The 25,254-nt window shown below is 70.6% G+C and carries 23 protein-coding genes; 7 read left to right on the top strand and 16 right to left on the bottom strand.

The genetic code is table 11. The features are described from left to right. Nucleotides 1-3: 3 nt before the first annotated feature. Together ACIOD2_RS23475 and ACIOD2_RS23470 are read right to left on the bottom strand one after the other, a co-directional pair. Complete coding sequence (locus tag ACIOD2_RS23475; RefSeq protein WP_400541593.1) at nucleotides 4-522, bottom strand: GNAT family N-acetyltransferase; 519 nt, start codon at nucleotides 520-522, stop codon at nucleotides 4-6. A gap of 10 nt (nucleotides 523-532) precedes the next feature. Beyond that, nucleotides 533-1,429, bottom strand: a complete 897-nt coding sequence (locus tag ACIOD2_RS23470) for a TetR/AcrR family transcriptional regulator C-terminal domain-containing protein (protein ID WP_400541590.1) — start codon at nucleotides 1,427-1,429, stop codon at nucleotides 533-535. 137 nt (nucleotides 1,430-1,566) lie between these two features. Here ACIOD2_RS23470 and ACIOD2_RS23465 point away from each other — a divergent pair, with 137 nt between their 5' ends. Both ACIOD2_RS23465 and ACIOD2_RS23460 read left to right on the top strand, forming a co-directional pair. Continuing rightward, nucleotides 1,567-2,283, top strand: coding sequence for a DUF2306 domain-containing protein (locus tag ACIOD2_RS23465; RefSeq protein ID WP_400541587.1), 717 nt, complete (start codon nucleotides 1,567-1,569; stop codon nucleotides 2,281-2,283). 147 nt (nucleotides 2,284-2,430) lie between these two features. Further along, nucleotides 2,431-3,405 (top strand): chitinase, encoded by a 975-nt coding sequence (locus tag ACIOD2_RS23460; RefSeq protein ID WP_400541584.1) that lies wholly within the window; start codon nucleotides 2,431-2,433, stop codon nucleotides 3,403-3,405. Nucleotide 3,406: 1 nt separating this feature from the next. Here ACIOD2_RS23460 and ACIOD2_RS23455 read toward each other — a convergent pair whose 3' ends face one another. The 7 genes from ACIOD2_RS23455 to ACIOD2_RS23425 form a co-directional block, all read right to left on the bottom strand. Beyond that, nucleotides 3,407-4,234, bottom strand: coding sequence for a LysR family transcriptional regulator (locus ACIOD2_RS23455; RefSeq protein ID WP_400543208.1), 828 nt, complete (start codon nucleotides 4,232-4,234; stop codon nucleotides 3,407-3,409). A gap of 16 nt (nucleotides 4,235-4,250) precedes the next feature. Then, nucleotides 4,251-4,631 carry a DUF427 domain-containing protein gene (locus tag ACIOD2_RS23450; RefSeq protein WP_400541581.1) on the bottom strand — a complete coding sequence of 127 codons (381 nt, stop codon included), beginning with the start codon at nucleotides 4,629-4,631 and terminating at the stop codon, nucleotides 4,251-4,253. Between the two features lie 61 nt (nucleotides 4,632-4,692). Next, nucleotides 4,693-5,457 carry an HAD family acid phosphatase gene (locus tag ACIOD2_RS23445; RefSeq protein ID WP_400541578.1) on the bottom strand — a complete coding sequence of 255 codons (765 nt, stop codon included), beginning with the start codon at nucleotides 5,455-5,457 and terminating at the stop codon, nucleotides 4,693-4,695. An 86-nt stretch (nucleotides 5,458-5,543) separates the two neighbouring features. After that, complete coding sequence (locus tag ACIOD2_RS23440) at nucleotides 5,544-6,707, bottom strand: class I SAM-dependent methyltransferase (protein WP_400541575.1); 1,164 nt, start codon at nucleotides 6,705-6,707, stop codon at nucleotides 5,544-5,546. Then, nucleotides 6,708-7,673, bottom strand: a complete 966-nt coding sequence (locus ACIOD2_RS23435; RefSeq protein WP_400541572.1) for a class I SAM-dependent methyltransferase — start codon at nucleotides 7,671-7,673, stop codon at nucleotides 6,708-6,710. 4 nt (nucleotides 7,674-7,677) lie between these two features. Then, on the bottom strand, nucleotides 7,678-8,457 hold the full coding sequence (locus tag ACIOD2_RS23430) for an enoyl-CoA hydratase-related protein (RefSeq protein WP_323337449.1): 780 nt from the start codon (nucleotides 8,455-8,457) through the stop codon (nucleotides 7,678-7,680). A 54-nt stretch (nucleotides 8,458-8,511) separates the two neighbouring features. Further along, nucleotides 8,512-9,333 (bottom strand): ABC transporter ATP-binding protein, encoded by an 822-nt coding sequence (locus tag ACIOD2_RS23425; RefSeq protein ID WP_323337447.1) that lies wholly within the window; start codon nucleotides 9,331-9,333, stop codon nucleotides 8,512-8,514. A 332-nt stretch (nucleotides 9,334-9,665) separates the two neighbouring features. Here ACIOD2_RS23425 and ACIOD2_RS23420 point away from each other — a divergent pair, with 332 nt between their 5' ends. Then, nucleotides 9,666-10,211, top strand: coding sequence for a cysteine dioxygenase (locus tag ACIOD2_RS23420; RefSeq protein ID WP_400541568.1), 546 nt, complete (start codon nucleotides 9,666-9,668; stop codon nucleotides 10,209-10,211). Next, on the top strand, nucleotides 10,208-10,603 hold the full coding sequence (locus ACIOD2_RS23415; RefSeq protein WP_400541565.1) for a rhodanese-like domain-containing protein: 396 nt from the start codon (nucleotides 10,208-10,210) through the stop codon (nucleotides 10,601-10,603). The genes ACIOD2_RS23420 and ACIOD2_RS23415 overlap by 4 nt, the downstream gene beginning before the upstream one ends. 9 nt (nucleotides 10,604-10,612) lie before the next feature. On the opposite strand, the gene ACIOD2_RS23410 is transcribed toward ACIOD2_RS23415, so the two are convergent. Next, on the bottom strand, nucleotides 10,613-11,599 hold the full coding sequence (locus ACIOD2_RS23410; protein WP_400541562.1) for an LLM class F420-dependent oxidoreductase: 987 nt from the start codon (nucleotides 11,597-11,599) through the stop codon (nucleotides 10,613-10,615). A gap of 82 nt (nucleotides 11,600-11,681) precedes the next feature. Next, a complete protein-coding gene (gene glgP, locus ACIOD2_RS23405; protein WP_400541559.1) occupies nucleotides 11,682-14,210 on the bottom strand; it encodes an alpha-glucan family phosphorylase in 2,529 nt (842 codons plus the stop codon). A 133-nt stretch (nucleotides 14,211-14,343) separates the two neighbouring features. On the opposite strand from glgP, the gene ACIOD2_RS23400 reads away from it, so the two are divergent. Continuing rightward, the gene (locus tag ACIOD2_RS23400) at nucleotides 14,344-15,768 is read left to right on the top strand and encodes a neutral zinc metallopeptidase (protein WP_400543205.1); all 1,425 of its coding nucleotides are present in this window, start codon (nucleotides 14,344-14,346) and stop codon (nucleotides 15,766-15,768) included. A 538-nt stretch (nucleotides 15,769-16,306) separates the two neighbouring features. Here the strand turns inward: ACIOD2_RS23400 and ACIOD2_RS23395 are convergent. Next, a complete protein-coding gene (locus tag ACIOD2_RS23395) occupies nucleotides 16,307-17,293 on the bottom strand; it encodes a tetratricopeptide repeat protein (RefSeq protein ID WP_400541556.1) in 987 nt (328 codons plus the stop codon). Between the two features lie 91 nt (nucleotides 17,294-17,384). Here ACIOD2_RS23395 and ACIOD2_RS23390 point away from each other — a divergent pair, with 91 nt between their 5' ends. Then, nucleotides 17,385-17,792, top strand: coding sequence for a hypothetical protein (locus ACIOD2_RS23390; RefSeq protein ID WP_400541553.1), 408 nt, complete (start codon nucleotides 17,385-17,387; stop codon nucleotides 17,790-17,792). A gap of 9 nt (nucleotides 17,793-17,801) precedes the next feature. On the opposite strand, the gene ACIOD2_RS23385 is transcribed toward ACIOD2_RS23390, so the two are convergent. After that, entirely contained in the window at nucleotides 17,802-18,104 is a 303-nt protein-coding gene (locus ACIOD2_RS23385; protein WP_323337435.1) for a thiamine-binding protein, read from the bottom strand. Between the two features lie 78 nt (nucleotides 18,105-18,182). Between ACIOD2_RS23385 and ACIOD2_RS23380 the strand changes: the two genes are divergently transcribed. Next, nucleotides 18,183-18,683: a MarR family winged helix-turn-helix transcriptional regulator gene (locus tag ACIOD2_RS23380; RefSeq protein WP_400541549.1), complete on the top strand. Its 501-nt coding sequence runs from the start codon at nucleotides 18,183-18,185 to the stop codon at nucleotides 18,681-18,683. A gap of 61 nt (nucleotides 18,684-18,744) precedes the next feature. On the opposite strand, the gene ACIOD2_RS23375 is transcribed toward ACIOD2_RS23380, so the two are convergent. The 3 genes from ACIOD2_RS23375 to ACIOD2_RS23365 form a co-directional block, all read right to left on the bottom strand. Continuing rightward, nucleotides 18,745-19,110, bottom strand: a complete 366-nt coding sequence (locus ACIOD2_RS23375; RefSeq protein WP_400541546.1) for a DUF3817 domain-containing protein — start codon at nucleotides 19,108-19,110, stop codon at nucleotides 18,745-18,747. 234 nt (nucleotides 19,111-19,344) lie between these two features. Beyond that, nucleotides 19,345-21,732, bottom strand: a complete 2,388-nt coding sequence (locus ACIOD2_RS23370; RefSeq protein ID WP_400541543.1) for a GH92 family glycosyl hydrolase — start codon at nucleotides 21,730-21,732, stop codon at nucleotides 19,345-19,347. A gap of 89 nt (nucleotides 21,733-21,821) precedes the next feature. Next, nucleotides 21,822-25,046: a GH92 family glycosyl hydrolase gene (locus ACIOD2_RS23365; protein ID WP_400543202.1), complete on the bottom strand. Its 3,225-nt coding sequence runs from the start codon at nucleotides 25,044-25,046 to the stop codon at nucleotides 21,822-21,824. Nucleotides 25,047-25,254: the final 208 nt, after the last annotated feature.

The raw sequence follows: 25,254 nt of genomic DNA, 5'->3' as shown, positions 1-25,254 counted from the left end.
GGGTCAGCGCGGGCGGTCCAGCACCGCCCGCCGCTCCCGCCGTCCCTCGAGGGTGAACGTGCTGTGCGTCGTGAACCCGAGCTTCTCCACGACCCGGCCCGACGCCTCGTTCGCCGGCTCGTAGACCGCCAGCAGCCGGTCCGCGAAACCGGACGCGAAGACGTGGTCACGCACCGCTTTCGTCGCCTCCGTCGCGTAACCGCGGCCCCAGCACGGCCGCGCGATCCACCAGCCCATCTCCACCGCCGGATGCCCGATGCCCGACTCGACGTCGTCGCGGCACACCAGCGCGACCACGCCGTCGAACGAGCCGGGTGCCGCCGACACGGCGAACCAGCCGAAGCCGTGCTCGGCCCAGTGCTCGAGCGCCGCGCGGTGCTTGGCGAGGGTGTACTCGCGGGTCCACGGTTCGCCGGTGCCGACGTACCGGACCGTCTCGGGCACCTGGGCCAGTGCGAACAGGTCGTCGAAGAAGTCCTCGGACCAGGGGCGCAGCGTGAGCCGTTCCGTGGTGATGCGCATCGCGCCGAGTCTAGGACTGCTTGAGCAGCACGGCGATCCCGTCGAGCTGCACTCGCAGGCCGAACTCGAACGCCTCGTCGAGGTCGATGTCGCTCAGCCCGGTGATCGTCTCGGTGAGCGCCGGGAACCGGCCCGACTCCAGGTGCCCGACCAGCGCGGCCATGTCGGCCTCGAGCCGCTGGGAGCCGGTGATGCCGGTGTCCAGCTCGGCCTCGACCTCGAGCGCGTGGCTCACGGCGAGGCCGCCGACCCAGCCGTTGAGCGTCATGATCACCTGCAGCTTCGTGCGGCGGTGCAGCCCGGTGCCGGCCAGCGCCCGCAGCATCCAGTCGACCAGCCGCAGCCCGCTCGCGACGATCGGCGGCCGCACCAGCGAGTGCAGCATCACCGGCGCCAGCCACGGGTGCCGCCGGTACGCGCGCCACTGCGTCCTCGCGGCCAGCTCCAGCCGCGGGCGCCACTCGGCCGGCCCCGGTTCGGACAGCTCCTCGGCGCCGAGCGCGGTGTCGGCCATCAGCCGCACCAGCTCTTCCTTGTCCGGGACGTGCCGGTACAGCGCCATCGGGCCGACCCCGAGCTCGGCCGCGAGCCGGCGCATCGACAGCGCCCCGCGGCCCTCGGCGTCCGCCAGCGCGATGGCCGCGCGGACGAGCCGCGCGCGGCCCAGCGGGGGTTTCCGCGGGGTCCGGTCGCTCACCACCGTGCCGCTGCCCGGCACCGCGCGCACCCAGCCCTGCTCGCCCAGCACGGTCAGCGCCTTGGCCGCGGTCGCCATGGCCACGCCCCACTCGCGGACCAGGGACCGGGTGGACGGCACCCGCTCGCCGGGCCGCAGCTCACCGGCGGTGATCCGGCGGCGCAGGTCCGCCGCGATCCGCAGGTACGGCGCCTGTTCGGCCACGAACACCCCGATCCGTACTAGAACACTTCCCCCGCACACCTAGAACGGTTTCAGGGTACTCCCCCATTGTCGACAGCAAGGATTGTCGTGGCTTCCCGCTGGTCAATACGGTGCGGATACACCGTAAGAGACAGGGGGACGGCATGACCACGACCGAGAAGCCGGCGTCGATCGGGGAGGCCCGGCGCGCCACACCGTGGTGGCGGCGCCCGTGGGTGTTCCCGCTGGGGCTGCTGGTCACCGTGTTCCTGGTGTACTCGCTCCCGCCCTACCTCGGGCTGGACCCGGCGGAGTCGCGGATCCCGCCGCCGGAGGGGATCGGCTGGTACTACCCGGTGCTGGTCACGCACATCGGCTTCGCGACCATCGCGATGGTGACCTGCTCGCTGCAGATCTGGCCGTGGCTGCGGCAGAAGCACCCGGTGCTGCACCGCCGCGTCGGCCGCGTGTACGTCTTCGCGGGCGCCATCCCGGCGTCCGTCGCGGGGTTCGCGATCGCGGTCGCCGCGGCGTTCGGGCCGGTCGGGGCGGTGTCGAACGTCCTGCTCGCGACGCTCTGGTTCGGCTGCACCGTGCAGGGCTACCGGATGGCGCGGGCCCGGCGCTTCGGCGACCACCGGCGCTGGATGATCCGCAGCTTCGTGCTGTGCATGTCCATCATCAGCAACCGGATCTGGGGCGTGCTGTGGGCGATCGTGTTCGCGCCGCAGCTGGACACGACGTTCGGCGGCAGCGAGCTGGCGATGGGCCAGGCGATCGCCGGGGTCACGACGTGGACGGGCTGGGTGATCCCCTTCCTGATCGCCCAGTGGTGGCTGGAGCGCGGCCGGGGCCGCAAGCGCGTGACGTCGCCGGCGTGAGCACGGGCGGAACCGGTCTCCGGCGCCGGTTCCGCCCGTCACCGGCGGTCATGCCCCCGAACGGCCTATGGTCCGGACCACATTAATGGTCTATACCAATCAGGACAGGAATTCCCGCCGCCGCGTTCGTCGTCGTGGAGGTCCCCCATGCGTCTCCCCCGTCTCCGTCCGATCCTGGCCGCCCTGGGCGGTTTGGCCGTGCTGGCCACCGGGTTCGCGGCACCCGCCGGCGCCGCGGCCGGCTCGCCCATCCCGGTCGGCCCCTACGTCGACATGGGGGCGTGGCCGTCACCCAGCCTGTCGGCGATGTCCGCCGCGAGCGGCGTCAAGAGCTTCACGCTCGCCTTCGTCAACTCCTACGGCTGCAAGGCCAGCTGGTTCGGCGCCTACGACCCGCGCACGGCGTGGCAGAAGGACGAGATCACCAAGATCCGCAACGCCGGCGGCGACGTCAAGATCTCCTTCGGCGGCGCGTCCGGCATCGAGCTGGCCCAGGCGTGCAGCACGTCCGCCCAGGTCGCGGCCGAGTACGACGCGGTCGTCAAGGCGTACGGCCTGAAGTACGCCGACTTCGACATCGAGGGCGCGGCCGTCGCCGACCCGACGTCGATCACGCGCCGCTCGCAGGCGCTGAAGACGCTGCAGAACAACAACCCGGGGCTGAAGATCTCGCTGACCCTGCCGGCGCTGCCGACCGGCCTCGACGCGAACGGGCTCAACGTCGTCAAGGCCGCCAAGGACGCCGGGGTGAACCTCGACCTGGTCAACATCATGGCGATGGACTACTACCAGGGCGCGGGCGACCAGGGCGCGAAGGCGATTTCCGCGGCCAAGGCCACGCAGGCGCAGCTGAAGTCGCTGTACGGCCTGAGCGACGCGGCGGCGTGGAAGAAGGTCGGCGTCACCCCGATGATCGGCGTCAACGACTCGCAGAACGAGATCTTCTACCAGAAGGACGCGAAGGCGCTGGTGGCGTTCGCCAAGACGGTCCACCTGGGCATGCTGTCGTTCTGGGAAGCCGGCCGCGACGCCAACGCGTGCACCGGCGCGCTGTACAAGTGCACCAACGTGCCGCAGGCGAAGTACGAGTTCGCGAAGATCTTCGCGGGTTACACCGGCTGAGTCACCACCGGGCGGCGTCCGCGAGCACTGCGTCCCGCACTGCCGCGGGCCCGGCCCGGCAGGGTTCCACCCGAGTCACCACGAAGAGCGTGTTGATCGGCGGCTCGGCCGGGTCCAGCAGGGCGACCAGCGCACCCGACGCCAGTTCCGCAGCGCACAGGTACCGCGGTAGCACGCTGACGCCGAACCCGGCGAGCACGCACGCCAGCACACCGCGCAGGTCCGGGACGACCACCGCGGGCCCGGGCGGCGGGCGCACACCCAGCACCGACCGCCAGTAGCGGCGGATGATCGGCAGGTCCTCGGCGTACGCCACGAGGGGCGCCGTCCGCGGGTCGCCGGTGAAGCCGCGTGGGCCGACCAGGACGAACTCCTCGTCGGTCAGCGGAGTCGCCGTGAAGCGGCCACGGGGCCGGATCGTCGAAATCACCAGGTCGTAGCGGCGCTGCACCAGCCCGGCCAGGAGGTCGTCGGCCAGTCCGAAGCTCACCCGCAGTTTCAGGCCGCCGGACACCAGCCCCGCCAAAGCGGGCAGGACCCGAGCCGTCGTCAGCTCGGCCGGTCCGGCCAGGTGGACCGGCGCGGCGAAGGGGTCGGCCTCGCCGACGGTCAGCGAAGAAAGCGCGTCGACGTGCGGGGCGATGCGGGCCGCGAGTTCGTCGGCCACCGAAGTCGGCGTCACGCCCCGCGCGCGCCGCACGAACAGCTGCTGCCCGAGTTGCTCCTCCAGGGCCCTGACCTGCGCGGTCACCGTCGGCTGGGACAAGCCCAGCGACGGTGCCGCACCGGTCAGCGAGCCCGCGCGGTGAACCGCGAGGAACGTGCGCAGCAGGTCGAGGTCCAGCTCAGTCCTCGATCAGCTCGATCGAGTCCACGACGTTCGGGTAGAACGCGACGTGGTCCTTGATCGGCGCGACCGCGTCGTACGGCTTCTCGTACGTCCAGATCGCGTTTTCCGCCTTCACGTCACCGACGTTCAAGCTGTAGTAGCTGCTGTCGCCCTTGTACGGGCAGTACGTCTCGTGGTCGGTCCGCTCCAGCACGCTGAAGTCGACGTCCGCCCGCGGGATGTACTGCGCCGCCGGGTAGTTCGACTCCTGCAGCGTCAGCGCGTTGCGGCTGTCCGCCACCACGCGCCCGCCCGCCTTGACCACCACGCGGGCCTTGGTCGGCTCGACGGTGATCGGGTGGTCCGGGCCCGGGACCAGCACCTTCTTCTCCGGCATGTCAGCTCCTCGAAAAGTCGCGTACTGGGAGCAGCACCCGGGACCCGGCCGTTATTCCGGGTCAGGGCAGGTAGTACATCGGGTTCGGCAGCTTGATCGGCCGCAGCGCGTGGCCGCCTTCGAGGTCGCTGAACTGGTCACCGACGTTCAGCACGATCTTCGCACCGGTCGCCTCGATGTGCGCCCGCGTGCCGGACTTGTACTGGACGGTGTTGCAGGTCAGGCCGCACGGCAGGTAGTCGGGCGCGGTCACCTTCGGCTTGAAGAACGCGCCGGCCGGCGCCGGGTAGCCCTCGTTCGCGAGGTTCTTGAGCGACTGCGGGCCCTGCAGCTCGTTGCGGCCGGTCAGGAAGTACACCTTCACGCCGTGCTGGGCAGCCCAGTTGGTCAGCTCCAGCACCGGCTTGTTCACCTCGAACGTGCCGTTGTCGATGGCCTGCTGCTGCTTGACCGGGTCGAAGCCGAAGTCGTTGTCGGCCTCCCAGCCGTAGGTGACCTCGGAGGTGTCGTCGACGTCCAGCACGATCGCCGGGTTCTTCACCCGGCCCAGCTGCTGCTGCAGGTACCGCTTCGCGTCGGCGACGACGTTCTTGGTGTCCTTCACGAACCGGCTCGTGTCGGAGTAGTGGTGCTTGCCGGCGGCGTCGAGGTAGTCGCCGTAGTAGGCCTTGACGTCGTTCTTGACCTGGCCGATGTTGGCCGGTTCCTTGGCGCGGGCGGCGGTGGCGTCGTCCGAGCCGGCCAGCGCGGTGGCCCCCGAAGCGACGGTGGCACCGATCGCCGCGGCGGCGGCGAGCTTGACGAGACCTGACCATTTTCCGGACACGGGCGACCCTCCAGTGAAGACGTGACGACGGAGGGAACCTACGTCACGTTCACCCGGAGTTCCACCCTACGTTGGTTCCTGTTCACCTAGACCCGCTCGGCGCGGCACACAAAAGCCACCGGCGCGCGGCCGATCCGCGTCAACACCACCGAAGCTTCCGCCGAACCGCGTGGTTTCAGCCTGCGACGCAACGCGTCCGGATCGACGTCCAGGCCGCGGATCAGGATCTCCAGCCGTCCGACGTCGTGTCGCTTGAGGACGGCCTTCAACGCCTTTTCGCTGTACGGACCCTGCTCCAGCACACGGAACGCGCGCACACCCGGTGGTGGCGTGTCCCCGGTCAGGTAGGCGATGCGCTCGTCCAGCTGCCACAACCCGTGCCGCGCCGCGTAGTGACGGACGAGCCCGGCCCGCACGACGGCGCCGTCCGGGTCGACGATCCACTCTCCCGGCGCCCGCGTGGGCAGCTCGTCGGGTTCGGCGTCGGTGACCGTCCACTGTGTCCCGTCCGAGCGCAGCACGCTCGCCCGCCGGGTGACGCCCGTGCCCAGGCCGCGCCACAGGCAGGACTCGCGCACCTGGCCGTCGAGGGACACCAGCTCGACCTCGTCCGCCCACGGCGCGATCGCGAAGTCGAGGCCGGGCGCGCACTTCACGGACAGCGGGCGTCCCGGGTACGCCTCGACCAGGCCGTCGAGGGGCGGGGTGAAGTCGGCGGGCTTCCAGGCCCGGCGTCCGGCCGAATCACGGCGAGCCGGATCCGCGACGACGACACCGTCGCGGCTCACCGGCCGCAGCGCGTCGGCTTGCGCGAGCCCGAACGAGACACCCGCGGAAGCGCCGTTGTGCCGGGCCATCGCCAGCCGCACCGGGTCCACATCGGACCCGAGCGCGCGCTTCGCCACCCGGGCGATCTCGACCAGGTCGGCCCCGACCGAGCAGGTGACGTCGTGGACGTCGAGGCCGGCCAAACGCCCAGCCCGGTGCCGCGCAACCAACGAAGCGCTCGCCTGCTGAAGCGCGTCCGAGGTGAACAGCCAGTCCACACCGGACAGTTTCCCGGCGGCTTTCCGGCGCAGCAGCACGGTTTCCAGCACCGCGGCCGCGTGCTCCTCGCCGATAAGACGGCGCACTGCAGCCACGTCGGCGATGTGGTCGGTCAGCGGCCGCGCCGCGACCTCGGCGAGCGCCGCCTCACCCGCGCCGGAGCGCAGGTAGGCGACGTCGCCGAGGGTGAACGAATAGGCCACTCAGGACGGCCGCTTGGTCCCGGTGATCATCACGTTGTAGAACAGCTCGCGCGGCAGCACCTTCGCCAGCAGGTTCTTGTCCACAGCGGACAGCCGCAGCCACAGCTTGTAGGCGAACAGCCGCCACCGGACGGTCAGCTTCTCCTGCGGCACCGCGGCTTCGAACGTCCGGATCGGCCAGCCGGCCAGCGCCGCGGCGAACTCCTCGGTGACCGCGCGGACGTCCTGGGCGCCGGCGCCGCGAGCCATCGACTCCAGCTCCGACGGGTCGAAGGTGTGGATGTCCACGACGGCTTCGAGGGCGGCGGCGCGCGAGGACTCGTCGAGCTCCTCCTGCGGACGCCGCCAGCCGCTCAGCGCGGGCAGCTTCGTCACCCGGGTCGTCAGGAACCAGGTGAACTGGCCGAGCTTGCGGGCGTAGAAGTCGCCGATCTTGGTCGGCTCACCGGCGAACACGAACCGGCCGCCCGGCTTGAGCACGCGCAGCACCTCGCGGAACGCCGCCTGGACGTCCGGGATGTGGTGCAGCACCGCGTGCCCGACCACCAGGTCGAACGTGTTGTCCTCGTAAGGGATCCGCTCGGCGTCGGCGACCCGGCCGTCGACGTCGAGGCCGAGGCTCTCGGCATTGCGCAGCGCGACCTGCACCATGCCGGGCGAGAGGTCGGTGACCGAGCCCTTCTTGGCGACGCCGCCCTGCATCAGGTTCAGCAGGAAGAAACCGGTGCCGCTGCCCAGCTCCATCGCGTGCTGGTACGGCTGGCCGTCATCACCCGCGACGGCGTTGAACACGTCCGTCGCGTACGAGATGCAGCGCTCGTCGTAGGAGATGGACCACTTCTCGTCGTAGGTGCCGGCTTCCCAGTCGTGGTACAGCACGTTCGCGAGCTTGGGGTCGGCCCAGGCGGCCTGGACCTCCTCCGCGGTGGCGTGCGGGTGCGGTGCCGGGTCGTTCACGTCGGTCAAGGCGTCATTTCCCTTCGAAAGTGGCCTTGCCGGGGCCGTTCTCGATGAACGACTTCATGCCGTTCTGCTGGTCTTCGGTCGCCCAGAGCGCGGCGAACAGGTGCGATTCGAGCTTGAGCCCGTTCGCGAGGTCGGTGTCGAGGCCGCCGTCGATGGCCGCCTTGGCCGCGCGCAGCGCGACAGCCGGCCCGTTCGCGAACCGGGACGCCCACTGGTGGGCGACGGCGTAGACGTCGTCGGGGGCGACGACCTCGTCGACGATCCCCAGCGCCAGCGCCTCTTCGGCCTTCACGAACCGGCCGGTGAAGACGATGTCCTTGGTCTTGCTCGGCCCGATCAGCCGGGCCAGGCGCTGGGTGCCGCCCGCGCCGGGGATGACACCGAGCTGGATCTCCGGCTGGCCGACCTTGACGTTGTCGCCGGCGACGCGGCGGTCCGCGGTCAGCGCGAGCTCGAGGCCGCCGCCGAGGGCGTACCCGGTGATCGCGGCGACGACCGGCTTCGGGATGTTCGCGATCGCGGCGAGAGTGCCGGTGAGGGTGGCGCCGAACTTGGCGATCTCCGGGTAGGTGCGGGTGGCCATCTCCTTGATGTCCGCGCCGCCGGCGAAGGTCTTCTCGCCGCCGTAGAGGATCACCGCGCGGACGTCGTCACGTTCGGAGACCTCTTTGGCCAGCTCCGCCAGCTCGGCGGTGACCTGGGCGTTCAGGGCGTTGACCGGCGGCCGGTCGAGCCGGATCGTGCCGACGCCGTCCTTGACCTCCAGCGATACGAACTCTCCCACGCCCATCCTCCTCGTTGACGATCTGCCAGCACGCTACCGGCGGGTAAGGACAGCCTAGCGACGGCGGGCGAAGAAGCGATCCCCGGAGCGTTCGAGAACCAGGTCCTGGTCGAACGTCTTGGAGAGGTTCTCGCTGGTCACGACGTCGTCGACGAGGCCGGACACGACCGCGTGACCGTCGCGGAGAAGCAGCGCGTGGGTGAACCCCGGCGGGATCTCCTCCACGTGGTGGGTGACGAGCACCATGGCCGGGGCGTCCGGGTCGAGGGCCAGCGCGGACAGCCGCGCGACGAGGTCCTCGCGGCCGCCGAGGTCCAGCCCGGCCGCGGGCTCGTCGAGCAGCAGCATCTCCGGGTCGGTCATCAGGGAGCGGGCGATCAGGGCCCGCTTGCGCTCGCCCTCGGACAGCGTGCCGAACGTGCGGTCGGCGAGGTGCCCGATGCCCATCGCGCCCAGCAGCTCGGTCGCGCGCTCGGTGTCGAGCTTGTCGTACTCCTCGCGCCACCGGCCGACGACCGCGTAGCCGGCGCTCACCACGACGTCCTTCACCAGCTCGTCGCCCGGGACGCGCTGGGCGATCGCGGCGGAGGTGAAGCCGATGCGGGGGCGCAGCTCGAAGATGTTGACCTTGCCGATGCGCTCGCCGAGCAGGTCGAGTTCGCCGGTACTCGGGTGCAGTTCGGCCGCGGCCAGGCGCAGCAGGGTGGTCTTGCCCGCGCCGTTCGGGCCGAGCACCACCCAGCGTTCGTCCAGTTCGACGTTCCAGTCGAGGCCGGCGAGGAGGTCGTTGGTCCCGCGGCGGACGCCGACACCGGCCATCCGGACCACGAGGTCGTCAAGTTCGCTGGGCTGGATCGGCTCGCTCACGAACCCCATTCTGTCTGCCGTCGCGCGCGCGTGCGCACCCGCCCGGGTGAGACGGCGAACCGGCAGGTCGGAGACGTCCACGACGTGGAACGGCGCAGTCCGGAAGTGTAGGTCCCGGCGCCGTTGTGGCAGGATCGAAGCATGTCGGCAGACGCGCCCGTGCCCCCGGTCACCCGGGGCTCGTTCTGGCGCCGCCGCGCGATCGACCTGCTTCTCGTCGCTTCGGCCGGGTGTACCCCGGCACGGCCCCGCTGACTCGTCGCGTCCTCATTCCGGACGCGTGCGGCCGGTGCCGTGCTGTCCCCGCGTCCCGATCACTTCGCGTCCGAGGAGCACCCGCGTTGACCACTTCGATCGTCCGTCCCGCCGTCGAGATCCACCCGCAGCTGACCGACCCGCTGCTGCCCGAGCTGCTGCACCCGTCGCGGCTGCTCTGGACACCGCGTGAGCTGGCGGAGCTGACCGCCACCGTGACCACCGAGCTGACCGCGGGCCTGCGGGGCATCCTGCGGTTCGACGAGGACCAGCGCTGGTGGGCCCGGCTGGCCCTGACCGACGGCGTCGAGCTGTGGCTGCTGTCGTGGCTGCCCGGCCAGCAGACGAAGCCGCACGACCACGGCGGCGCGTCCGGTTCGTTCACCGTGCTGCAGGGCGAGGTCGGCGAGGAGTACCGCTACCCCGGCGGCCCGGTCCGGCGCCGCACGCACGCCGCGGGCGAGGGCCTCGGCTTCGGCGCCGGGCGCGCGCACCAGGTCACCGGGATCGGTGACGCTCCGGCCGCGACGGTCCACGCGTACTCGCCGCCGCTGGTGCCGACCCGGGAGTACGCGACGCTCGCCGACGTCCCGGCCGAAATCCCGCCGCTGCCCGCTATCGTCCAGCGATGACCGCCATCGACTCGTTCCTGGAGAAGGCCCGGTCCGGCCTGGACCGGGTCGCCCCGGCCCGGGCCCGCGAGCTGCAGGAGGCGGGCGCGCTGCTCGTCGACATCCGGCCGCACGCGAACCGGCAGGCCGAGGGGGAGATCCCCGGCGCGGTGATCGTCGAGCGGATCCACCTGGAGTGGCGGCTGGCGCCGGACAGCGAGTGGCGGCTGCCCGCGGTGACACCGGACTCGACGGTGATCGTGCTGTGCAACGAGGGTTACTCGTCGAGCCTGGCGGCGGCCGACCTGCAACGGCTGGGCCTGCCGCGCGCGACCGACCTCGACGGCGGTTTCCGAGCCTGGGCGTCCGCCGGCCTGCCCGTGCAGACCGGCGGAAGCCCGGCGATTCCCTAGGTTCGCCGGTCAGGCGAGCGCGGGCGCGACCTGCGAGGTGAACAGGTCGATGCCGGCGCGGTCGTAGGCGGCTTCGGGGAAGTTGAAGATCGCGTACGACATCCCCAGCGCGCCCATCTCGGCGAGCTTCTCGGTGACCTGCTCCGGCGTGCCGGTGGTCGGGCTGTTCACGAAGTTGCCGTGCCAGCGTTCGGCGGCCTCCGCCGGGGCGTACTTGTCGAGGTGGGACTTCAGCCAGGCCAGCTTGTCCTGGACGTCCTTCTCGGTCTCCCCGATCACGACGTTGTGGTTGACCGAGCGCACGATCGCGTCGTAGTCGGTGCCGACGTCCTTGCAGTGCTGCGCGAGGATGTCCGACTTGCGGGTGAACGTCTCCGGGTCGCCGGCGAAGTTGGTGTACTTCGCGTACTTCGCCGCGATCCGCAGGGTCTTCTTCTCACCGCCGCCGGCGATCCACAGCGGGATCCCGCCTTCCTGCGGCGGCAGCGGGCGCAGGATCGCGCCGTCGGTCTGGTAGTGCTTGCCGTCCAGTGTGGACGTCCCGGTGGTCCAGAGGTCCCGCATGATCCGGACGCCCTCGTCGAGCTGCCCGAGCCGCTCGCCGGCGCCCGGGAAGCCGTAGCCGTAGGCCCGCCACTCGTGCTCGTACCAGCCGGCGCCGATGCCCATCTCGACGCGGCCGCCGGCGATGGTGTCGGCGGTCGCGGCGACCTTCGCCAGGTAGGCGGGGTTGCGGTAGCCCATGCAGGTGCACATCTGCCCGAGCCGGATGGTGTCGGTCGCGGCGGCGAAGGCCGAGATCAGCGACCACGCCTCGTGCGTGGCCTCCTCGGTCGGCACCGGCACGGTGTGGAAGTGGTCGTAGACCCAGATCGATTCGAAGGGCCCGGCCTCCGCGTGCTTCGCGAGGCCGAGCATGGTCTTCCAGTGGTCCGCGGGGTCGATGCCGGCCAGGTCCAGCCGCCAGCCCTGCGGGACGAAGAGTCCGAAGCGCATGCCCCCAACCTAACGCGGGCGGCGCCACGGCGCGGTGTGGTTTTCGGCTCGCCCGACCTGGAGTAACTCCAGGTCAGACGGCTCAGGCCAGGACGACCCGGGCCAGCTCCGCCGGGGTCGCCAGCAGGCCGTGCTTCGGCAGGACACGCACCGTGTACCCGATCGCGCCCGGTTGCGGCAGCTTCAGCCGGGCCGCGAACGCGCCGATGCCGTCGCCGGTCATCGGGACCGTGACCGGGTCGCGCAGCTCGTCGTCGTCGCCCACCCGGCCGACCACCGCCTGGATGTCCACTTCGGACGGATCGAGACCGGCCAGGTCGATGCGCGCGCGGATCGTCACCTCGGTGCCCACCACCAGCGGCTCGGCCGCCTCGATCTGCAGCTCCGAGTCGAAGATCCGCAGCCGTGGCCACGACACCTCGAGCTTCGTGCGGTAGTCCGCCAGCGACAGGGCGCCGCGGTAGCCGTCACCGGTGGCCGCCGCGACCGTCCGGGACGCGGGCAGGTAGCCGTGGTCGACGTACTCGCGGACCATCCGCGACGCCTGGACCCGCGGGCCGAGCGTCTCCAGCGTGTGCCACACCATCGACAGCCAGCCGGACGGGACGCCGCCCGCGTCACCGTCGTAGAACAGCGGCGCGATCTGCTGGCCGAGCAGGTCGTAGAGGGCCGCGGCCTCGAGGTCGTCGCGGCGCAGCGGGTCGGCGACGCCGTCCGCGGTCGGGATGGCCCAGCCGTTGCTGCCGTCGTAGCACTCGTCCCACCAGCCGTCGCGGATGGACAGGTTGAGCCCGCCGTTGAGCGCCGACTTCATCCCCGACGTCCCGCACGCCTCCAGCGGCCGCACCGGGTTGTTCAGCCAGACGTCGCAGCCGCGGTAGAGGTACCGGGCCATCGACATGTCGTAGTCCGGCAGGAAGACGATCCGGTGCCGCACGTCCGCGCCGTCGACGAACCGGACGATCTGCTGGATCAGCTGCTTGCCGTTTTCGTCGGCCGGGTGCGACTTCCCGGCGACGACGACCTGGATCGGCCGTCGTTCGTCGAGCAGCAGCGTGCGCAGCCGGTCCGAGTCGCGCAGCATCAGCGTGAGCCGCTTGTACGTCGGGACGCGGCGGGCGAACCCGACGGTCAGCACGTCCGGGTCGAACACGGAGTCCACCCAGCCCAGCTCCAGCGGGGACGCGCCGCGCTGCAGCCACGCCGCGCGCACCCGGCGCCGCACCTCGAACACCAGCTTTTCGCGCAGCTCCCGCCGCAGCGCCCACAGCTGGGCGTCCGAGACGCCGTCGCGCAGCGGCCCTTCGCCGGTGTCGAGCCCCCACTCGCGGCCGAGCAGCGTGCTCAACTCGCGCGCCACCCACGTCGGGCCGTGGACGCCGTTGGTCACCGACGAGATCGGCACCTCGTCGTGGTCGAAGCCGGGCCACAACCGGGAGAACATCTTGCGCGTGACGCGGCCGTGCAGCTGGGAGACGCCGTTCGCGCGCTGCGCCAGCCGCAGGCCCATGTGCGCCATGTTGAACAGGCCCGGGTTGTCCTCGGCGCCGAGCGCGAGCACCCGCCGCGGGTCGATGTCGGGCACCAGGCGCCCGTCGCTGAAGTAGCGCTGCACCAGGTCCACCGGGAACCGGTCGATGCCCGCGCTGACCGGGGTGTGCGTGGTGAACAGCGTCCCGGCGCGGACCGCGGGCATGGCCTCGTCGAACGCGAGGCCGTCGGCCTGCACGATCTCGCGGGCCCGCTCCAGCCCGAGGAACCCGGCGTGGCCCTCGTTGGTGTGGAACACCATCGGCTGCGGGTGGCCGGTGATCTCGCAGTACTTGCGGACGGCGCGGAAACCGCCGATCCCGGCGAGGATCTCCTGCCGCAGCCGGTGGTCGGCGTCGCCGCCGTAGAGCCGGTCGGTGACACCGCGCAGGTCTTCGTCGTTGGCCTCGGTGTCGGTGTCGAGCAGCAGCAGCGGCACCCGGCCGACGCGGGCCTGCCAGATCTGCGCGCACAGCTCGCGCCCGCCCGGCATCGCGACGCCGATCAGCACCGGCCGCCCGCCCACGGTCAGCAGCTCCAGCGGGAAGGCGTTCGGGTCGATCACCGGGTAGTGCTCGACCTGCCAGCCGTCGAGCGACAGCGACTGCCGGAAGTAGCCGTTGCGGTAGAGCAGCCCGACGCCGACCATCGGCACGCCCAGGTCGGACGCGGCCTTGAGGTGGTCGCCGGCCAGCACGCCGAGGCCGCCGGAATAGTTCGGCAGGGCTTCGGTGACGCCGAACTCCATCGAGAAGTAGGCGACCGCGGGCGGCAGGTCCGCGTCGTCACGCTGCTGGTACCAGCGCGGCTCGGACAGGTAGTTCTCCAGGTCGACGGCCGCGACGCGGGCGCGTTCGAGGAAGTCGCCGTCGACCGCGAGCTCGTCGAGGCGGGCCGGCGGCAGTGCGGTGAGCATCCGCAGCGGGTCGCGGACGGCGTTGAACAGCTCGGCGTCCATCGACGCGAAGAGGTCGCGCGTCGGCGGGTGCCACGTCCAGCGCAGGTTGGTGGCGAGCGCACCGAGTCCCGACAGCGACTCCGGCAGGCTGGCGCGGACGGTGAACCGGCGGACTGCACGCATGGACAGCGACGATATCGGGCCGCCGCCGGCGCTGCTCGGGGAGTACTTCGGGGATTACGCGCACACGCCCCGTAAGCCCTGGGTATGGTCCTGGCCGTCGGGTACGCGCAGGTCGGGAGTGGAGCACGTGAAGATGATCCGAGGGGGACGCGGGCTGGTCGCCCTGCTCGCCGTCGCGGCGGTCGCCGTGAGCGGGTGCAGCAGCAAGAGCGGTGGCTCCGGGCCGGTCGCGGACACCGGTGCCGGCTCGGTCGCCGGGCTGCCGGTGACGCACTTCGAGAGCGGCCTCAAGCCGGACGCGCCGACCCCGAGCCTCGACGTCCGCAACGCCGACGGCGGGGAGGACGACAAGCTCGCCACCGCCGCGATCGACGACGTCCAGACGTACTGGGGCCAGATGCTGCAGTCGGACTTCGGCGTGCAGTTCGAGCCGGTGAAGTCGCTGCTGTCCTACGACGCGCAGACCGACACCGAGGAGACCGGCTGCGGCAGCGTGAAGAAGCTCGTGAACGCGTTCTACTGCCCGACCGACGACTCGGTGGCGTGGGACCGCGGGGTGCTGCTGCCGATGCTGCGCAAGCGGTTCGGCCCGATGTCGGTCGTCGTCGTGCTCGCGCACGAGTTCGGTCACGCCGTCCAGTACCGGCTCGGCGACAAGGCCGGGATCACCAAGAGCACCCCGACCGTCGTGAAGGAGCAGCAGGCCGACTGCTTCGCCGGCGGCTACTTCCGCTGGGTCGCCGAGGACAAGAGCAAGTACTACCAGGTGTCGACGTCCGAGGGCTTGAACCAGGTGATGGCGTCGATGTTCCTGATCCGCGACCAGGCGGGCACCAGCGCCGCCGACCGCGGCGCGCACGGCACGGCGTTCGACCGCACGTTCGCGTTCCAGGCCGGGTTCGAGAAGGGCCCGAAGGAGTGCGCGGCGATGAACGCCGACAACATCAAGTCCCGGCTCACCGAGCGCCCGTTCGACAAGGGCGACACCGGCAAGGGCGACGCGAAGTTCAACGACCAGGCCATCGAGCTGCTGAAGAAGAGCCTGGACGAGGCCTTCAAGGGCGCGGGCGTGGCGGCCCCGGAGATCAACGACGGCGGCAGCTGCAACACGACGGCCCCGGCTTCGTACTGCCCGGGCGACAACACGGTGAGCATCGACCTCGCCAAGCTGGCCGAGCTGGCCCAGCCGATCGACCGCGACGCCGAGATGAAGGGCGAGGACCCCGGCGGCATGGGCGACTTCGCGGCGTTCTCGGAGGTGGCTTCGCGGTACGCGCTGGGCATCCAGAAGGGCGTGGGGGCGTCGATCGACAACCCGAACGCCGGGTTGCGGACGTCATGCCTGGTGGGAGCGTGGGCGGCGTTCACGAACCGGCCTGGTGACCTGCGGCTGTCGGCGGGTGACCTGGATGAGGCGATCGCGGACCTGCTGCAGCCGGAGAGCCTGGTGTCCGCGGACGTCAACGGCAAGCGCCCGGACAGCGGTTTCGACCGGGTCGAGTCGCTGCGTCGCGGGTATCTCGAGGGGTCGTCGGTCTGCTCGAAGCAGTACGGCTGAGGTTCGCCTTTGGGAAAGGCCCCCACTTGTGCGGTGGGGGCCTTTTCGTGTCTGGGGGGGCTCGGTTGGTCGCTTCGGCGCGAACGGTCCGCTCGTGCTCTTCGCGGCGCGAACGGCCCACTCGCGCCCCGCACGAACGGTCCGTTCGTGCCCTCGCCCGCCCCTGCACGAACGGTCCACTCGCGCTCCCCGCGGCACCAACGGGCCGTTCGCGCTCTCCTCGGCACCAACGGTCCACTCGTGCCCTCGCGCGCCCGCACCAACGGGCCACTCGTGCTCCCCGCGGCGCGAACGGTCCACTCGCGCCCTCCCGCACCCCGGCCCGACCAGCCTCCTTGGCGCGGTGCCAACGGACCGTTCGTCACGCCAGCGGCACGAACGGTCCACTCGCGCCCCCGCCATCGCACAAAAGGCCCCCACCGGCGGTGGGGGCCTTTCGCGTAGTGCTCGAATGCCGTGAGGGGCACCCTCATGGCTCTTAAGTCCCTGAAGGTGCCCCTCACGGCACCGGCTCAGAACGGCAGCTCAGAGCGGCGGCTCAGAACAGGGCGGAAGCCAGATCCCGCCGCGCCTTCATGACCCGATCATCAGCCGGGTCAAAAAGATCGAACAGCGCCACCAGGTGCTCCCGCGCCTTGTTGCGGTCATCACCAGCAGTCCGGCGGACCACATCGATCAGGCGCTTGAAGCCCGCCTCCACCTCGTTCTCCGCGATGTCCAGGTCGGCCGCCGCAAGCTGCGCGTCCAGATCCGAAGGATCGGCGTCGGCCTTCGTACGCGCCGAAGGGTCCGCAGCCTCCGCGCGCGCCGTGAACTTGACCTGGGCCAGCGCGTTCTTCGCCAGCTCGTTGGCCGGCTCGACGTCCAGGATGCGCTCGTAAGCAGCCTGCGCGGCGGCGAAGTCGCCCCGCTCGAAGGCCTCTTCCGCCTCCGTGAAACGCGGGTCCTCGGGCTCCTCCACCGGGCCGGCGCCCCCCGCCTCCGCCTCGCGGATCGCCGGGAGCTTGTCGCGCAGGGCCTCGAGCAGGGCGTTGATCCACTTGCGGATCTCGGGCTCGGGCAGCGCGCCGGAGAAGGCGTCCACCGGCTGGCCGCCGCCGATGGCGACGATCGTCGGGATCGACTGCGCGCCGAACAGCTGGGCGATCCTCGGGTTGGCGTCGACGTCGACCTTCGCGACGACCCAGGCGCCGCCGGACTCGCCCGCCATCCGCTCCAGCACCGGGGACAGCTGCTTGCACGGGCCGCACCACTCGGCCCACAGGTCGACGATCACCAGCTGGTGCAGCGACCGCTCCACGACCTCGGTCTGGAACGTGGCCTCGGTGACATCGATCACGGCCTCGGACGAGGACGGGGCGCGCGGCGGCGGGCCCTCGCCGCCGGGGCCGGCCGGGCCGGCGGGCGTGGCCGGCTGCGGGCGCGCCGTTTCGGCGCGGGCCTTGAGCGCGGACAGGTCGACCGCGCCGGACAGGGCGGCGGACAGGGCCGCTGACTTCGCTGCAGATCCGCGTGGTTGTGTCACGCTTCCATCCTGGCACGCGCGCCGGAGCGTTTCACCGGGTGGCCCGGCCCGTCCGCTTGGCAGGAACGCCCACCTGCGGCACGCTCGGCGGGTGCACATCCGGCGTGACATCAAAGTGGGACTGTCCGTCGCCGCCGCCGTCGCCTGGATCGGCGCGGTGACGCTGCTGATCGTGCACGAGCCGGATCCGGGCGCGTCCTCCCCCGCCGAGCTGCGCGACCGGCTCGCCACCGCGCTCGCCGGGCACGACGCCGACGCCCTGGCCGGCCTGCTCGACTACCCCGGTTCCGGCGCGGACGACTTCGCCAAGGACTACGTCGCGGTGCTGGCCGGCAACGGTGTCCACGCCGTCACGGTCCGCCTGGCCCCGGACGACCGGGACCCGACCCGCGCGACGGTCGACGGTGTCCTCGCCGACGGCCGGCCGTTCAGCTACCCGCTGACGGTGACGACCGAGGAAGGCCGCTGGACCGTGGCCTTCACCCCGCCGCTCCCCTAGCCGGTCGCCTCAGGACTCGCGCAGGTGGGCTTCGATCCGGTCCACCTTGGCCTCGAGCTGGTCGGCGAAGCCTGGCCGGATGTCGGCCTTGAGGACGAGCCCGACACGCGCCGAGCCCTCCCCCGCCGCTTCGACCGCGCGCTTGACGACGTCCATCACCTCGTCCCACTCGCCCTCGACGTTGGTGAACATGGCGTTGGTCGAGTTGGGCAGCCCGGACTCGCGGACCACCTTCACCGCGCGGGCGACGGCCTCGCTGACTCCGCCGTCGGGCTCCCCGCCGGACGGGCTGACACTGAACGCGACGATCATGCTCGGAAGTCCCTTCTTCGTTGCTCTTTCCGCCGGTCGTGCGACACTCGCCGGTACCCGCTGGTAACTTCGCGTGTCATGAACCGTCCGCTGCCGTTCGACCCGATCGCCCGCGCGGCACAGCTCTGGGAGGCCCGGATCGGGCCTTCCGGCACCATGGCCGCGGTCACCGGCGTGATGCGGGTCCAGCAGATCATCCAGTCCGCGGTGGACGGCGCGCTCAAGCCGCACGGCCTGACCTTCGCCCGGTACGAAGCACTGGTGCTGCTCACCTTCGCCCGCAGCGCCAGCCTGCCGATGCGGGTGATGGGCGAGCGGCTCCAGCTGCACCCCACCAGTGTCACCAACATAGTCGACCGGCTGGAGCGCGACGGGCTCGTGAAGCGGGTCCCGCACCCGACCGACCGACGCACCACGCTCGTCGAGATCACCGACGAGGGCCGCAAGCGCCGTGAGACCGCGACCGTGGCGGTCACCGAGATCGACTTCGGGCTGAGCGGGCTGACCGACCGGCAGACCGAGCAGCTGACCGACCTGCTGACGAAGGTGCGCCGAGCGACTGGCGACTTCACCGAATAACAACTGCGCCCGACAACAGAAAGGCCCGCACCGAAGTGCGGGCCTTTCTCACATGCCGGGATCAGGCAGCTACGGGTTCCTGGACCTGGAACAGGCCGACACCACCGTGGGTCAGCCGCTGCGGGCCGTCGAGCTTGCCGTTGCGCAGCGCCCACTTCTCGAACAGCCACGTGAACAGCGGCGGGATGCTCGCGAGCAGCGCGAGGATCAGCGTCTTCGGGCGCCAGCCGAGCGGCTTCGCCACGGACAGGGAGACGACCACGTAGAGGGCGAAGATCACGCCGTGCACCATGCCGATGACGGGCACGCCGCCCTCACCGGAGGAGTGCACGACGTACTTGAGGAACATCCCGACAAGCAGCGCCGCCCAGGAAAGGGCTTCGGCGACTGCGGCCACGCGGAACACTAGAGCGGCCTTGCTGGACACTTCTTCCTCCTGTGGGGTCTCACCACTGCGGTCGTTTCACAACACTGTGGTCGTGACATGACAAACGTCCGACGCACCGTCCAAGGCGGACTGCCTGTGGACGTCAACGGCGCTGTCGGACGTGCTGAGACCAGTGTGAGGCGTGACGGCCCTCACCGGAACACCGGGGCCCGTGACCCTGCTCACGACCGTGGTCCACTGTGGTCTGGACCACGGTCGTGAGGGCCGTTCTGTCTACTTCCCGCAGGGTGCAGGCGGTGCCGACGACGGTGACGTCGCCCACGTCGTCTTCGCGGCGTCCTCCGTGATGCCGAAGTCGAGCGTGGTGCCACGCTTCAGCTGTTCGAAGCCGACGTACACCTGGTCACTCGGCTTCGAGCCGACCTCGAGCCCCGAGACGTACTGGAGCTTCGAGCCGTCCGCGCCGGGCGCCTTGATCGTGACGTCGCGGCCGTTCTCCAGGTGCAGCACGGAGCGGGAGAACCGGGGCGCGTTCAGCACGAAATTCCCAGTCCCTGGGACGGCCGGGTAGAGCCCGAGCGCGCTGAAGACGTACCAGGCCGACATCGTGCCGAGGTCGTCGTTCCCGGTGACGCCGTTGGGCGCGTTGGTGAACAGCGTGTGCGCCGCCCGCACGACCCCGGACGTCTTCGCCGGCTGCCCGGTGAGCGCGTACATCCACGGCGAATGCAGGTCGGGCTCGTTGTTCGGGTTGTAGCGGAAGGCGTTGTAGTAGCTGTAGGGCCCGACCACCCAGTCCTCGCGGACCGCCTTGGCCGGGTCCTGCACCAGGTGGTCGTAGGCGAAGAAGTCGTCCAGGCGCTGTCCGGTGGCCGCCGGGCCGCCCATCCGCTGCACCAGGCCGGGCACGTCCTGCTGGACCAGCCACTGGTACTGCCACGCCGTGCCCTCGTGGAAGCCGTCCTCGCCCTCCGGCGTGTACGGCCCGGTGGCGGGGGTGAACCAGGCGCCGCCCGCGACCTTCGGCCGGAAGAAGCCGGTGAAGCCGCGGTCGCTCTGCGACTCGTCCCAGAGCGTCTGGTAGGTCCGGCCCTTCTCGGCCAGCGCCGCCGCGTCGGCCTTCTTGCCGAGCGACGCCGCCATGATCGACAGCGAGCAGTCACCGAGCGCGTACTCCAGGGTGGCCGACGCGCCGTGGTTCGGGTCGGTGTCCTGGCCCTTCTTCGGGAAGTCCGGGTCGTACTGGACGAACCCGTCCTGCTGGTAGCTCGCGTTGCCCGAGCGGCCCTGGAACGGCGACGACGCGGGCGGGATCTGCGTCGAGTTCTGCAGCAACGCCTGGTAGGCGCGCATTTCGTTGCCCGACAACGCACCGAACCGCCAGAGGTCCACCAGGAACGGCGTGACCGGGTCACCGGTCATCGTGTTCGTCTCCTGGCTCGCGTACGCCCACCGCGGCAGCCAGCCGCCCTGGTCGTGGATGGCCAGGATGCTCTTCGCGATGTCCTTCGCGCGGTCCGGCTTCAGCAGCGCCAGGAGCTGGTTCTGCGTGCGGTAGGTGTCCCACAGCGAGAAGAAGTCGTAGTACGTCCACCCGACCGCACGGTGGACCTTCTTGTCGAAACCGTAGTAGCGGCCGTCGGCGTCGTTCGCCGTCAGCGGCTGCAGCAGCGCGTGGTACAGCGAGGTGTAGAACACGGTCCGGTCGTCGGTCGTGCCGCCCTTGATGTCCACACTGGACAGTTCACGCCGCCAGGTGCGCTGGGCGTCGGCCTTCGCCGCGTCGAACGACCGGATGTGCTCGGCGGCCAGGTTGACCCGCGCGCCCTGCGCGTCCACCTGGGAGATCGCCGTGGTCGCGGTGACCTGGCCCGCGCCGCCGAACGTCAGCCACGCGCCGCGCAGACCCGCGCCGCCGCTCGATTCGCGCGAACCCGGCGTGCCGCCGGTCGGCGACCACGTGCCGGACGCCTTGAACGGCTTGTCGAACTTCGTCGTGAAGTACGTCGTGTAGGCCTTGCCGCCGCAGAACGCCTGCGACTCCACGGTTCCTTCGACGGTCCGGTCGTCGACGACGCGGATGCTGCTGCCCGTCACCGGTTCCTTGTCGTTGGCCTGCCCGACGTTGACGAAGACGTTGTTGTCACCGGGTTTCGCGAACGTGTACCGCTCGGCACCGGCCCGGGTCGCCGCCGTCGTCTCGACGTCGACGCCGCCGTAGCCGGTCAGGTGGACCTTGTAGTAGCCGGGCTTGCCGACCTCGCCGTCGTGGGTGAACGGCGCCGCGTACTTCGTCTGGTCGAAGGTCGCCGGGTTGGTCGTGTCGAACGCCTTGCCGGGCCCGATCTCGCCGGTCGTCGGCAGCGTCGAGACGAGCCCGCCCTGCTCCCAGCAGCCCGCGCCGGACAGGAAGAAGTGGCCGAAGCCGCGGATCGCGGTGTCGGTGTAGCGGTAACCGGCGTAGTGCGAGGTGATGGGGCTGACCTGCGTCATCCCGAACGGCGCCGACGCGCCGGGGAACGTGTTGCCCTCGTCCTGCGTGCCGATGAAAGTGTTCACGGCGTCGAGGGCATCCCCACCGGAGGCCGAAGCGACGACAGGACTCACCCCCGTCGCCACGACGGCGAGCGTCAACGCGCCCGCCAGGACCTTGCTCCTCATCGAGCTTCCTCCCTGAAACGACGAAAAGCCGTGAATGGCCCATTGAGAGACTTAGAGTCCCTCAATGGGCCATTCACGGCTTTGAACTATCAGCCGATGCCGATGGCGAAGACGTGCAGCACGCCGCCACTGACGTTCGACGGCAGTGTCACGCTGGCCACCGTCTTGCCCGCGTCGAGCGTGATCGGCGCCGTGCCGAAGATCATCGTGCGGATCGGCTGCGGGTCACTGCCCGCGGCGTTGCGGTACGGCGTGGACAGCACGATCCGGTTGCCGAACGACGGCTGGGCGCCGCCGCCACCGAGCGTCCAGTCGGACGTCCCGATCGTCGCCGTCGACTTGCTGCCATCGGTGTAATTGATGGTCAGCGTGCCCTGCGCGTTGCCGTTCGAGCCGGCGCCGAGCAGCGCGAGCCGGGTGCCCGTGCCGGTGACGTTGACCGTCTGGCCGTTGGCGACCGCGTTGTCGGGGTCGCCGGCCGGGAACGACGGCCAGGTGAACTTGATGCCGTCACTGGTCACCGTGCCACCCGGGGTGGCGCCGGCCGCGGCCAGCGCGTCGGCCGAGTAGCTCCAGCCGCCGCCGTCGAAGTTGGCCGCCGACGAGTCGGAGTCCGGCGAGATGCCCGCGTTGTTCACGGTGGCCAGCCAGCTGTTCGGCTGCGCGACCAGCACCGTGAGCACCGCCTGCGTCGAAGCCACCCCCGGCGACGAGAACGTCACCGGGATGCGGCGGGCGCCGTCGGCCAGGCCGGCCGGGACGGTCACCGTCAGGTCGGCGTGCGCCTTGCCGCCCGCCGGCACGGCGATGCTGCCCGACGCCGGGGTCAAGGTGATCCCGTCGACGCTGCCCGCGCTGTAGGTCCAGGTCCGGGCGGTCCCGGAGAGGTCCTGGACACCGACCGAGGCCTGCGACGTCGACCCCGCGGGGGTCACCGCGCGGGCCGGGTCCACAAAGGACAGGCTCGGCTTCTCCTGCTCGCGGAACGACGGCGGTGCGTCGGCCGCGGCGCTGCCCCACGAGGTGGCCGTGGCGGAGCGGGTGTAGTCGAGCGTGCCGCCGCTGGAGATGAGCGACTCCGGCAGCCACGCCTTCGAAGCCGCGCCACCGTTGACCTTCAGGCTGCCCACGTAGTCACCGGTGCCCGGCGCGTTGATCGTGATCTTCTTGCCACCGCCGGTGGTGAGCACGGTGTGCTCGAAGCGCGGGGTGACGAGCAGCGTCTCGGCGCGGCCCGGGATCTCCGGGTAGATACCGAGCGCGGACCAGACGTACCAGGCCGACATCTGGCCGAGGTCGTCGTTGCCGATCAGGCCTTCGGGGTTCGGGTTGTACAGCTCGTCCATCGAGCGGTGCACGATCGACTGGGTCTTGGCCGGGGCACCCGCGTACGAGTAGACGTACGGCGCGTTGGAGTTCGGCTCGTTGCCCATGAAGGCGTACGGCTCCTGCGTGCCCGCGTTCAGCTGGGTGAAGAAGGTGTCCAGCCGGGACTGGGTCGCGGTGTTCCCGCCGAACGCCGTCACGACGCCGCCGAGGTCGTAGGGCACCATCCACTCGTACTGCGCGCCGTTGCCCTCGACCCAGCCCTGTGAGCTGGCGGGGTCGTAGGTGCCGGCGAACGAGCCGTCCGCGTTGCGCGGCTGCAGGTGACCGGTACCCGGGTTGTAGAGGTTCTGCCAGTTCTGCGCGCGCTTCATGAACGTCGTGTACGTCGCGCTGTCCCCGAGCCGCTTCGCGAACTCGGCGATGGAGAAGTCGGCGCTGGTGTACTCGAGCGTGTCCGCGCCGGCACCCGGCACGTAACCGAGCTTCTGGTAGTCCTCCAGGCCCGGCCGCTCGGTGTAGCCCTGCGTCGGCTGGGTGGCGCCCTTGATCATGAGCAGCAACGCCTTCTGGGCGTCGAAGTCACGCGCGCCGAACGCGTACGCGCTGGACACGATGATGTGGTACGGGTCGCCGTTCATCACGCCGGTGTAGTCGTTGGCCACCGTCCAGCGGTCCCACGACCCGCCCTGCTCGGCGTAGGCCATCATCGACCGGACGATGTCCGAGGTCTCCTTCGGGTCGATCGTCGCCAGGAGCGGGACCTCCGAGCGGTAGATGTCCCAGCCGGAGAAGTTCGTGTACATCGCGTGGCCCTTGTCGGCCTTGTGGATCCGCCCGTCGAAGCCCGGGTACTGGCCGTCCACGTCGGAGAAGACGTTCGGCTGGATCAGCGAGTGGTACAGCGAGGTGTAGAACGTCGTCATGTCGGCGTCGGAGCCGCCGGTGACGGCGATCTTGCCGAGCTGGTCGTTCCACGCCTTCCGCGCGGCCGCGGCCACGGTGTCGAACGACTTCTTGGTGTTCTCGGCCTTGAGGTTGGCCTTCGCGCCGTCGACGGACACAAAGGACAGTCCGACCTGGACGTTCACCTGCGCGCCGTTGAGGTTGGCGAAGGTGACGTACCCGCCGCTGCCCGGGCCGGACACCGTGGTGTCCTGCTGCTTGGCCTTGGCCGGGCGCGCGATCGAGGCGTTGACGCCGTTGGGCTGCGCGACCTTCGCCTTGGCACCACCGGTTTCGGCGGACTTGCCGGGTGTCACGGCGCCGTTCTTCCAGGTGCCGATCGACTCGAACGGCGTGTCGAACTTGGCCGAGAAGTAGACGCGGTAGCTGTTCTGCGCGCCGCAGAAGCGGCCGCTGGTGGCCCAGCCGCTGATGGTGTCCTTGCCGATGGTGATCGACGCGTCGTCGGTGCCGTTGACCGAGCCGGAGGTGTTGACCAGCAGCGTCGAGGACGCGCCGGCCGGGTAGGTCAGGCGCGCGGAGCCGGTGCGCTGGGTCGCGCTCAGCTCGACCTTCGCGCCGCTGTCGAGGGTGACGTCGTAGGCGCCCGCGGTCGCGTGTTCGTTGGCGTGCGAGAACTTCGACGTGTAGTGCCCAGGGTCGGTCGCCGGGGACGTCGACACCTCACCGACGTACGGAATGAACGGAATGTCCTGATAGGTCGAACAGCCCGCTCCCGAAAGGTGCGTCAGGCTGAAGCCGTTCAGCGCGTTGTCGTCGTAGAAGTACCCGCCGGGCTGGGACTTCACCGTGTCGGGGCTCCACTGCACCATGCCGAACGGCGCCACCGCACCCGGGAACGTGTTGCCGGCACCGCCCCCGGTGCCGTGGTCCTCGCCGCCGGGCCGGGTGCCGACGAACGGGTTGACCCACTTCGCGAAATCGGTCGCCTGAGCCGCGGCGGCGGGCATCGCGGGTGCCACCGCAGCGACAACCGCCAAGCTCAGGAACGTTAAACCGGCTCTCCAGCGCGCTCGCGCCATCGCCATCGCCTCTCACCTCATCGGCGCGACCAGGACGGTGAATGACAACCTTGTCGCGCGCTCGGTCGAACCGGGCCACCTTGGGCAGCGGCTCACGAGACAGTCAAGAGAGCTGTCAACACCTGTCCACTTCCGGACAAGCTGATCAGCCGTCTGACCTACAACTTCAGTAGCCGAATCGGCACAATCCGCACCCGGGGCGTTGACA

Origin of the sequence: Amycolatopsis sp. NPDC088138 (genome assembly GCF_044741685.1) — a bacterium.
Classification (GTDB): domain Bacteria; phylum Actinomycetota; class Actinomycetes; order Mycobacteriales; family Pseudonocardiaceae; genus Amycolatopsis.
Note: the sequence above shows the minus strand (reverse complement) of the source record. Positions and strands in the feature narration are given on the sequence as shown.

Excerpts from the sequence above, each read along its gene's own strand:
- ACIOD2_RS23475 (WP_400541593.1), bottom strand. The coding sequence starts at position 522 with ATGCGCATCACCACGGAACGGCTCACGCTGCGCCCCTGGTCCGAGGAC.
- ACIOD2_RS23465 (WP_400541587.1), top strand. The coding sequence starts at position 1,567 with ATGACCACGACCGAGAAGCCGGCGTCGATCGGGGAGGCCCGGCGCGCC.
- ACIOD2_RS23460 (WP_400541584.1), top strand. The coding sequence starts at position 2,431 with ATGCGTCTCCCCCGTCTCCGTCCGATCCTGGCCGCCCTGGGCGGTTTG.
- ACIOD2_RS23450 (WP_400541581.1), bottom strand. The coding sequence starts at position 4,631 with ATGCCGGAGAAGAAGGTGCTGGTCCCGGGCCCGGACCACCCGATCACC.
- ACIOD2_RS23425 (WP_323337447.1), bottom strand. The coding sequence starts at position 9,333 with ATGGGGTTCGTGAGCGAGCCGATCCAGCCCAGCGAACTTGACGACCTC.
- ACIOD2_RS23415 (WP_400541565.1), top strand. The coding sequence starts at position 10,208 with ATGACCGCCATCGACTCGTTCCTGGAGAAGGCCCGGTCCGGCCTGGAC.
- ACIOD2_RS23410 (WP_400541562.1), bottom strand. The coding sequence starts at position 11,599 with ATGCGCTTCGGACTCTTCGTCCCGCAGGGCTGGCGGCTGGACCTGGCC.
- glgP (WP_400541559.1), bottom strand. The coding sequence starts at position 14,210 with ATGCGTGCAGTCCGCCGGTTCACCGTCCGCGCCAGCCTGCCGGAGTCG.
- ACIOD2_RS23400 (WP_400543205.1), top strand. The coding sequence starts at position 14,344 with ATGATCCGAGGGGGACGCGGGCTGGTCGCCCTGCTCGCCGTCGCGGCG.
- ACIOD2_RS23385 (WP_323337435.1), bottom strand. The coding sequence starts at position 18,104 with ATGATCGTCGCGTTCAGTGTCAGCCCGTCCGGCGGGGAGCCCGACGGC.
- ACIOD2_RS23380 (WP_400541549.1), top strand. The coding sequence starts at position 18,183 with ATGAACCGTCCGCTGCCGTTCGACCCGATCGCCCGCGCGGCACAGCTC.
- ACIOD2_RS23370 (WP_400541543.1), bottom strand. The coding sequence starts at position 21,732 with ATGAGGAGCAAGGTCCTGGCGGGCGCGTTGACGCTCGCCGTCGTGGCG.
- ACIOD2_RS23365 (WP_400543202.1), bottom strand. The coding sequence starts at position 25,046 with ATGGCGCGAGCGCGCTGGAGAGCCGGTTTAACGTTCCTGAGCTTGGCG.